This window comes from Cupriavidus sp. FW305-F7 (assembly GCF_058782875.1).
The window spans coordinates 1-6,976 of the sequence record NZ_JBYSYC010000104.1 but is presented as its reverse complement, the minus strand read 5'-3'; the positions used below and the strand labels follow the sequence as shown (position 1 = coordinate 6,976).

The 6,976-nt window shown below is 69.0% G+C and carries 8 protein-coding genes; all 8 read right to left on the bottom strand.

Annotation, left to right across the window (positions count from 1 at the left end; all coding sequences use genetic code 11):
- The coding region (locus AC3WL8_RS39620; protein ID WP_492380221.1) for a biotin carboxylase N-terminal domain-containing protein at positions 1–266 on the bottom strand (266 nt) is incomplete at its 3' end.
- 64 nt (positions 267–330) lie between these two features.
- Positions 331–1,362: a biotin synthase BioB gene (bioB, locus tag AC3WL8_RS39615; RefSeq protein ID WP_013955268.1), complete on the bottom strand. Its 1,032-nt coding sequence runs from the start codon at positions 1,360–1,362 to the stop codon at positions 331–333.
- A 19-nt stretch (positions 1,363–1,381) separates the two neighbouring features.
- Complete coding sequence (gene bioD, locus AC3WL8_RS39610; RefSeq protein WP_153956054.1) at positions 1,382–2,119, bottom strand: dethiobiotin synthase; 738 nt, start codon at positions 2,117–2,119, stop codon at positions 1,382–1,384.
- On the bottom strand, positions 2,116–3,330 hold the full coding sequence (bioF, locus tag AC3WL8_RS39605) for an 8-amino-7-oxononanoate synthase (protein WP_153956053.1): 1,215 nt from the start codon (positions 3,328–3,330) through the stop codon (positions 2,116–2,118). The genes bioD and bioF overlap by 4 nt, the downstream gene beginning before the upstream one ends.
- Positions 3,320–4,732: an adenosylmethionine--8-amino-7-oxononanoate transaminase gene (gene bioA, locus AC3WL8_RS39600; protein ID WP_194946908.1), complete on the bottom strand. Its 1,413-nt coding sequence runs from the start codon at positions 4,730–4,732 to the stop codon at positions 3,320–3,322. Before bioA ends, bioF begins: the two co-directional genes overlap by 11 nt.
- A 266-nt stretch (positions 4,733–4,998) precedes the next feature.
- Positions 4,999–5,787: an enoyl-CoA hydratase/isomerase family protein gene (locus tag AC3WL8_RS39595; RefSeq protein WP_153956051.1), complete on the bottom strand. Its 789-nt coding sequence runs from the start codon at positions 5,785–5,787 to the stop codon at positions 4,999–5,001.
- Positions 5,788–5,824: 37 nt separating this feature from the next.
- A complete protein-coding gene (locus AC3WL8_RS39590) occupies positions 5,825–6,718 on the bottom strand; it encodes a dienelactone hydrolase family protein (protein WP_013955263.1) in 894 nt (297 codons plus the stop codon).
- A 42-nt stretch (positions 6,719–6,760) separates the two neighbouring features.
- Positions 6,761–6,976: carboxyl transferase domain-containing protein (locus tag AC3WL8_RS39585; protein ID WP_492380220.1), on the bottom strand; the 216-nt coding region annotated here is incomplete at its 5' end.

The following is a 6,976-nucleotide window of genomic DNA, read 5'->3' as shown; positions in this document are numbered from 1 at the left end:
TCGTTCTCGGACAGGAAGCCGTAGCCCGGGTGGATGGCCTGGGCACCGGTCTCCTTCGCCATCTCGATGATGTGGTCGGCGCGCAGGTAGCTGTCGCGCGCGGCCGCGCCGCCGATATGCACGGCCTCGTCGCAGAAGGCGACGTGGCGTGCGTCGGCGTCGGCGTCCGAGTACACAGCAACGGTGCGGATGCCGAGCCGGCGGCAGGTGGCGGCCACGCGGCAGGCGATTTCACCGCGGTTGGCGATCAGGATCTTGTTGAACATGGCTCCTCCTAGTTTTTCGACAGGACGGCGAGCCAGCTGACTACCGGTGGGCTTTCTTACCTCATCATCCCGCGTAGCCCTCTGCGCGGATGTCGAGGCGAGCCAGCAGGGCGCGATCGCGGTCGGCCTGCGGGTTGCCGGTGGTCAGCAGCTTTTCGCCGTAAAAAATGGAATTGGCGCCGGCCATGAAGCACAGCGCCTGCAACGCTTCGTCCATGGCCTCGCGGCCGGCGGACAGGCGCACCATGGCGCGCGGCATGGTGATGCGCGCCACGGCAATGGTGCGGACGAACTCGAACGGGTCCAGCGCCTCGGTGCCCGCCAGCGGCGTGCCCTCGACCTGGACCAGGTTGTTGATGGGCACCGACTCCGGATACGGGTCCATATTGGCCAGCTGCGCGATCAGTCCGGCGCGCGCTTCGCGCGCCTCGCCCATGCCCACGATGCCGCCGCAGCAGACATTGATGCCGGCGTCGCGCACATGGCCGATGGTGTCGAGCCGGTCCTGGTAGGTGCGCGTGGTGATGATCTTGCCGTAGAACTCCGGCGAGGTATCCAGGTTGTGGTTGTAGTAGTCCAGCCCCGCGTCCTTGAGCTGCTGCGCCTGCTCGGCCTTGAGCATGCCCAGCGTGACGCAGGTCTCCAGGCCCATCGCCTTCACTTCGCGCACCATGTCCATCACCGGCTCCAGGTGGCGGTCCTTCGGGCTGCGCCAGGCGGCGCCCATGCAGAAGCGGGTGGCACCATTGGCCTTGGCCGCGCGCGCGGCGTCCAGCACCTCGTCCAGCGCCATCAGCTTTTCGGCCTTCACGCCGGCATCGTGGTGCGCGCTCTGCGGGCAGTAGCCGCAATCCTCTTCGCAACCGCCGGTCTTGATCGACAGCAGCGTGGACAGCTGCACGGTATTGGCGTCGAAGTGCTCGCGGTGCACTTGCTGGGCGCGGAACAACAGGTCGTTGAACGGCAGCGCGAACAGCGCGGCAACGTCATCGACGCGCCACGCGGCGTCATCGGGCAGTGCGTGCGAGCGCGCGCTCTGGCGCAGGGAATCGACGGAAACGGTAGTAACGGTGGTAGCGGTGTGAGCTTGAGTCATGATCGATGCGAATTCTGGTTCAGGCAGCAAGGCCGGCGGCCTCGGCTTGGTATTGGGCGGCGGCGGCGAACAGCGGCGCAAGGTCGAGCCGGCCAGCGGCAGCGGCGGGCGCCAGTTGCCAGGGCAATTCACCCAGGCAAGGCGCGTCCAGCGACGCGTGCAGCGTGGCGATGTTCTCGTCGGCCAGCAGCATGTCCGGGTCGACCCGGTTGGCGATCCAGCCCGCCAGCGGCAGGCCGCGCGCGCGGATAGCTTCGGCGGTCAGCACGGCGTGGTTCAGGCAGCCGAGCCGGATGCCGACCACCATCACCACTGGTACCGCCAGCATCACCGCCAGGTCGGCGGTGTTCCAGCGCACGGCGCCGGCGTCGAGCGGCACGTTGAAACCGCCCACGCCCTCCACCACTACCGCATCCGCCTGGCGGCGCAGCGCGTCGAAGGCGGTGCGGACCGGCGCGCGCGTGATGCGCACGCCCTCGTGCGCGGCGGCCAGGTGCGGCGAGCACGGCGTGCGCAGCAGGAACGGGCAGGTCTGGCCCAGCGGCACCGCCACCGAGCTGGCGGCGCGCAGCTGCGCCACGTCGTCGTTGTGCCAATGGCCGTCGCGCCACTCACTGCCGCTGGCCACGGGCTTCATGCCCGCGGTGCGGTAGCCGGCGGCATGGAGCGCATGCAGCAGCGTGGCGCTGGCGTGGGTCTTGCCGATGCCGGTATCGGTGCCGGTGACAAAGCAGGCGAAAGGCGCGCGCGTGCTCATGCGGCCTCCCACTGCGCCACGGCGGCGCTCAGGGCATCCAGCAGGCGCCGCACATCGTCTTCGGTGTGCGAAGCCGACAGCGTGATCCGCAGCCGCGCGGTGCCCTCAGGCACGGTCGGCGGCCGGATCGCGCCAACGCGGATGCCATCCGCCTCCAGCGTGGCCGACAGCGCCAGCGCGGCGCCGTTGTCGCCGACGATCAGCGGCTGGATCGCGGTCTCGCTGTCGCCCAGCGTCCAGCCCGCGATGGCAGCCAACTGGGCCAGCCCCTCGCGCAGCATGCCGATGCAGCGCGTCAGTTGCGCCCGGCGTTGCCTGCCCTCTTCTCCTTCGAGGATCGCCAGGCTGGCCAGCAGCGCATGCGCGACAGCCGGCGGCGCGGCCGTGGTGTAGATATAGGGCCGCGCGGTGTTGACCAGGTGTTCGATGATGGCCTCGTGTGCGGCGACAAAGGCACCCGCCACGCCGGCGGCCTTGCCGAGCGTGCCGACATAGATCAGCCGCTCGGACGACAGTCCCAGCGCTTCCAGCACGCCGTGGCCCTGCTCGCCCAGCACGCCGAAGCCGTGGGCATCGTCGACGATGATCCAGGCGTCATGGCGCTCGGCCAGTTCCAGCAGCTTGCGCAGCGGCGCGACATTGCCGTCCATGCTGAACACGCTGTCGGTCACGATCAGCTTGCGCTCGCTGGTGCTGGCCGCCAGCAGCGCTTCCAGCACGGCGGTGTCGCAATGCGGGTAGCGCTGCACGTCGGCGCGCGCGAGCCGCGCCCCATCGATCAGCGAGGCATGGTTGAGCGACTCACAGAACAGCGTGGCGCCCGCCGTGCCCAGCGCGGTCAGCACCGCCATGTTGGCCATGTAGCCGGTGCAGAAATACAGCGTGCGCGCATGCGGGATATGCGGGGCGAGCCAGCGCGCCAGTTCCGCTTCCAGCTGGGTGTGCGCCAGCGAATGCCCGCTGACGAGGTGCGAGGCGCCGCTGCCGGCGCCATAGCGCTGCGCGCCTTCCACCAGCGCGGCGATCACGTCCGGGTGGTTGGCCAGCCCCATGTAGTCGTTGCTGCAGAAGGTCAGCAGCGATTCCGGCTCGGACCCGTCCTCGCCCACGGCCTGGTGCGGCGCGCAGGCAGTGTGGGCAACGCGGCGGCGGCGCGTCAGGGCCAGCGCGTGGCGCTGTTCGGCGGCCTGCCTCAGTTGTTCAAGCAGCATGGCGCACCTCCCCGCTCGTGCTCATATCGGTGGTCACGTCGTCGAGCGTGGCCAGCAGTTGCTCGCCCAGCCAGCGTGCCTGTGCGGCATCGAAGACGTAGGGCGGCATCACGTACAGCGTATTGCCGATCGGGCGCACCAGCAGCTCGCGCTCGCGCGCGGCGTGATGGAAGCGCGCGGCAAAGTCGGCGCCGGCGACGTCATCGCGCACATCGGCGGCCCAGATCAGCCCGCGCTGGCGCACGTGCCGCAGGCGCGCGTCGGCGGCCAGCGCGGCCATGCCGTCGGCGAGCCAGTGCGCGCGCTCGCGGTTGCGCGCGAGCACGTCGTCCTGCGCGAACAGGTCCAGCGTGGCCAGCGCGGCGCGGCAGGCCAGCGGGTTGCCGGTGTAGGAGTGCGAATGCAGGAAGCTGCGGGCCAGCTCGTCGGCGACGAAGGCGCGCTGGATCTCGGGGCGCGACAGCACCAGCGACAGCGGCAGATAGCCGCCGCTGATACCCTTGGACAGGCACAGGAAGTCGGGCCACAGGTGCGCGGGCAGCGGCGCCTCGCCGGCGCGCGACTGTTCCCACGCGAAGAAGGTGCCGGTGCGCCCGCAGCCCACCGCGATCTCGTCGGCGATCAGGTGGATCCGGTAGCGGTCGCACAGTGCGCGCGCGCCATCCAGATACGACGGGTCGTACATCGCCATGCCGGCGGCGCCCTGCACCAGCGGCTCGACGATCAGCGCGGCGATCTGGCCGGCGCGCTCGCGCAGCAGGGTTTCCAGCTCCGCCAGGGCGCGGGCAGCCACGTCCGCAGCGCTCTCGCCGGGTGCGGCCTGGCGTGCGTCGGGCGACATCACCACGTGTGCGCGGCGGATCAGCGGATCATAGGCATCGCGGAAGACTTCCATGTCCGTCACCGCGAGCGCGCCCACGGTCTCGCCGTGGTAGCCGTGGCGCAGGCAGACGAACTCGCGCTTGGCCGGCAGGCCGGTATTGCGCCAGTAGTGGAAGCTCATCTTCAGCGCGATCTCGACCGCCGAGGCGCCGTCCGAAGCGTAGAAGACATTGCCGAGCGCGCCGCCGGTCAGCGCTGACAGGCGCTCGGCCAGTTCCACCGCCGGGGCGTGGGTGCAGCCGGCGAGCATCACGTGCTCCAGCGTTTCCAGCTGGCTGGCCAGCGCGGCGTTGATGCGCGGGTTGGCGTGGCCGAACAGGTTGACCCACCACGAACTGGTGGCGTCGAAATAACGGCGGCCGTCGGCATCATGCAGCCACGGGCCAACGCCGCGCACGATCGCCAGCGGCACGGCGTCGTCGTCGGGACGCAGCCGCGTGCACGGATGCCAGACGGCGTTGCGGCTGCGCTGGCCGAGTGCCTGCGCGTCGCTGCCTGGGGAAAGGGACAGGTGATCCAAGGTAGCCCTCCTTTGTTGACCGTCCGCGCGCGCGCCGCTGCCGGCAAGGCCGGGCAGTGCAACGGTGGCGGACAGGTTGGGGAGGGTCATGTTAGGAATGTCTTCTCGCGCTTGGCAATGAAGGTGATATTTTCGCGTTGGCAGTACTTTGACCGGATTTACCGAACGTTATCGGGGTGAAGCGCTGTTCTTGTCGCTAGCGTGCCGCGATCTCCACGCAACCTGCCGGTAGTCTTTTTTTCACTGCGGCAGGCCGCACGTGTGACTCAAGCGGGGCGCCACGACGGCGAGCGCTTTTCCAGGAACGACTTCACCCCTTCACGCCCCTCTTCCGACGCCCGGATCTTCGCAATCCGGTCCGCGGTATCGGCCAGCAAATCGTTGTCGATCGCACGCCCGGCGATGTCCTGCACCAGCCGCTTGCTTTCGCGCACGGCGTTCGGGCTGTTGGCCACCAGCGCGGTCGCCAGTTCGGTGACCTTGGCATCCAGGGCCTCGGCCGGCACCACCGTGTGCACAAAGCCCAGCCGCAGCGCCTCGGCGGCATCGAAACGCTCGGCGGTGATGAAGTAGCGGCGTGCGGCCTGCTCGCCCAGCGCGCGGATCACATACGGGCTGATGGTGGCGGGCAGCAGGCCCAGGCGCGCCTCGGACAGGCAGAAGTGCGCGTGCTCGGCTGCCACCGCGATATCGCACGCGGCCACCAGGCCCATGCCGCCGGCGTAGGTGTCGCCCTGGATGCGCGCGATCACCGGGCGCGGGCACGACCAGATGGTGTGCAGCATCTGCGCCAGGGTCAGCGCATCGGCACGGTTCTGGTCGTCGGAATAGCCCGCCATCTTCTTCATCCAGTTCAAGTCGGCGCCGGCGCAGAAGGCCGGGCCATTGCCGGCCAGCACGATTGCGCGCACCTCGTCCATGTCGCCCAGCGCGCGGAAGGCGCCGGTCAGCTCGGCGATCACGGTCTCGTTGAAGGCGTTGCGCACATCGGGCCGGTTCAGCGTGACGGTGGCGACGTGGCTGGCGATATTGACGGTCAGTGCGGTGAATTCCATGGTTCGCTCCGTTGGCGGAAAAGTTGTCTGGTGCGGTTCAGGTGCCGGCGTCGAACGGCAGGCCCAGCGAGCGGAAGAAGTTGCCGACTTCAGGCAACCACACCGGGATGCCTTCACGCGCGCTGAAGACGCGATGCGAGTCGTTGCCGAACTCGCCCACGTCCAACAGCCGTGATTGAGCCGCGGGGCCGGTGGCGCGCGCCTTGAAGGCGTTGAACATGCGGCCGGGCAAGGGCACCGGCCAGTAGCTGTCGTTGTCGCCGTACACCCACAGCGACGGGTAGCGCGCCAGGCCGCCGTAGCTGGCAAAGGCATCGACCAGGCGCTCTTCCCAGTCCGGGCAGTTCAGGTTGCGCAGTCCGCCCGCAAAATTGATCACACCCAGCACCCCGGGATAGCCGATGGTGCTAAACGCCATCGTGGTCAGGCCCCCGTGCGACTGGCCGATCACGACAATGCGCTCCATGTCCACATAGGGCTGCGTGGCCATGAAGTCGAGCGTGGCGACGACATCGTCGGCCTGCATCATGCCGTTGGCCTCGATATCGCAACTGCCGCCCACATAGGCGCCGCCCGAGCGCGCAAAACCCTGCCGCATCGGCAGCACCACGGCGTAGCCGCGGCGCAGGAATTCCACGCTCTGCGCCGGAAAGCGCGCGCGCCCCTGCATGGCGGGCCGGCCCGGCGCCTTGCCGTGGTTGATCACCACCAGCGGAAACGGCCCGTCGCCAGCCGGCTTGAATACCGTGGCTTCCAGGTCGATGCGCGACGGGATCGCCGCTTTGGGCAGCATCACCACCTGCTCCTGGAAGCGCATGCGCGCAGCTTTGCCGTTTCCGTTCGCAGTCTGCGCATGCCCGCACAGCGGCGCCAGCATGGCGAACGCCGTAACCAGGGCTAGGCTGCAAAGCAGGCGGGCGACGCTGCGCATGGGGTGGAAGGCGGTAATGGGACAGTAGTGGCTTGGCCGCAATTACATGCGGAACACGCCGAACTTCATCTCGTCGATCGGTGCATTCAGGCTGGCGGAAAGACCCAGGCCCAGCACGGTGCGGGTCTGCGCCGGGTCGATCACGCCGTCGTCCCACAGCCGCGCGCTGGCGTAGTACGGATGGCCCTGGTGCTCGTACTGGTCGCGGATCGGCTGCTTGAACGCCTCTTCCTCCTGCGCGCTCCACTTGCCACCCTT

Excerpts from the sequence above, each read along its gene's own strand:
- bioD (WP_153956054.1), bottom strand. The coding sequence starts at position 2,119 with ATGAGCACGCGCGCGCCTTTCGCCTGCTTTGTCACCGGCACCGATACC.
- bioB (WP_013955268.1), bottom strand. The coding sequence starts at position 1,362 with ATGACTCAAGCTCACACCGCTACCACCGTTACTACCGTTTCCGTCGAT.
- AC3WL8_RS39590 (WP_013955263.1), bottom strand. The coding sequence starts at position 6,718 with ATGCGCAGCGTCGCCCGCCTGCTTTGCAGCCTAGCCCTGGTTACGGCG.
- AC3WL8_RS39595 (WP_153956051.1), bottom strand. The coding sequence starts at position 5,787 with ATGGAATTCACCGCACTGACCGTCAATATCGCCAGCCACGTCGCCACC.
- bioF (WP_153956053.1), bottom strand. The coding sequence starts at position 3,330 with ATGCTGCTTGAACAACTGAGGCAGGCCGCCGAACAGCGCCACGCGCTG.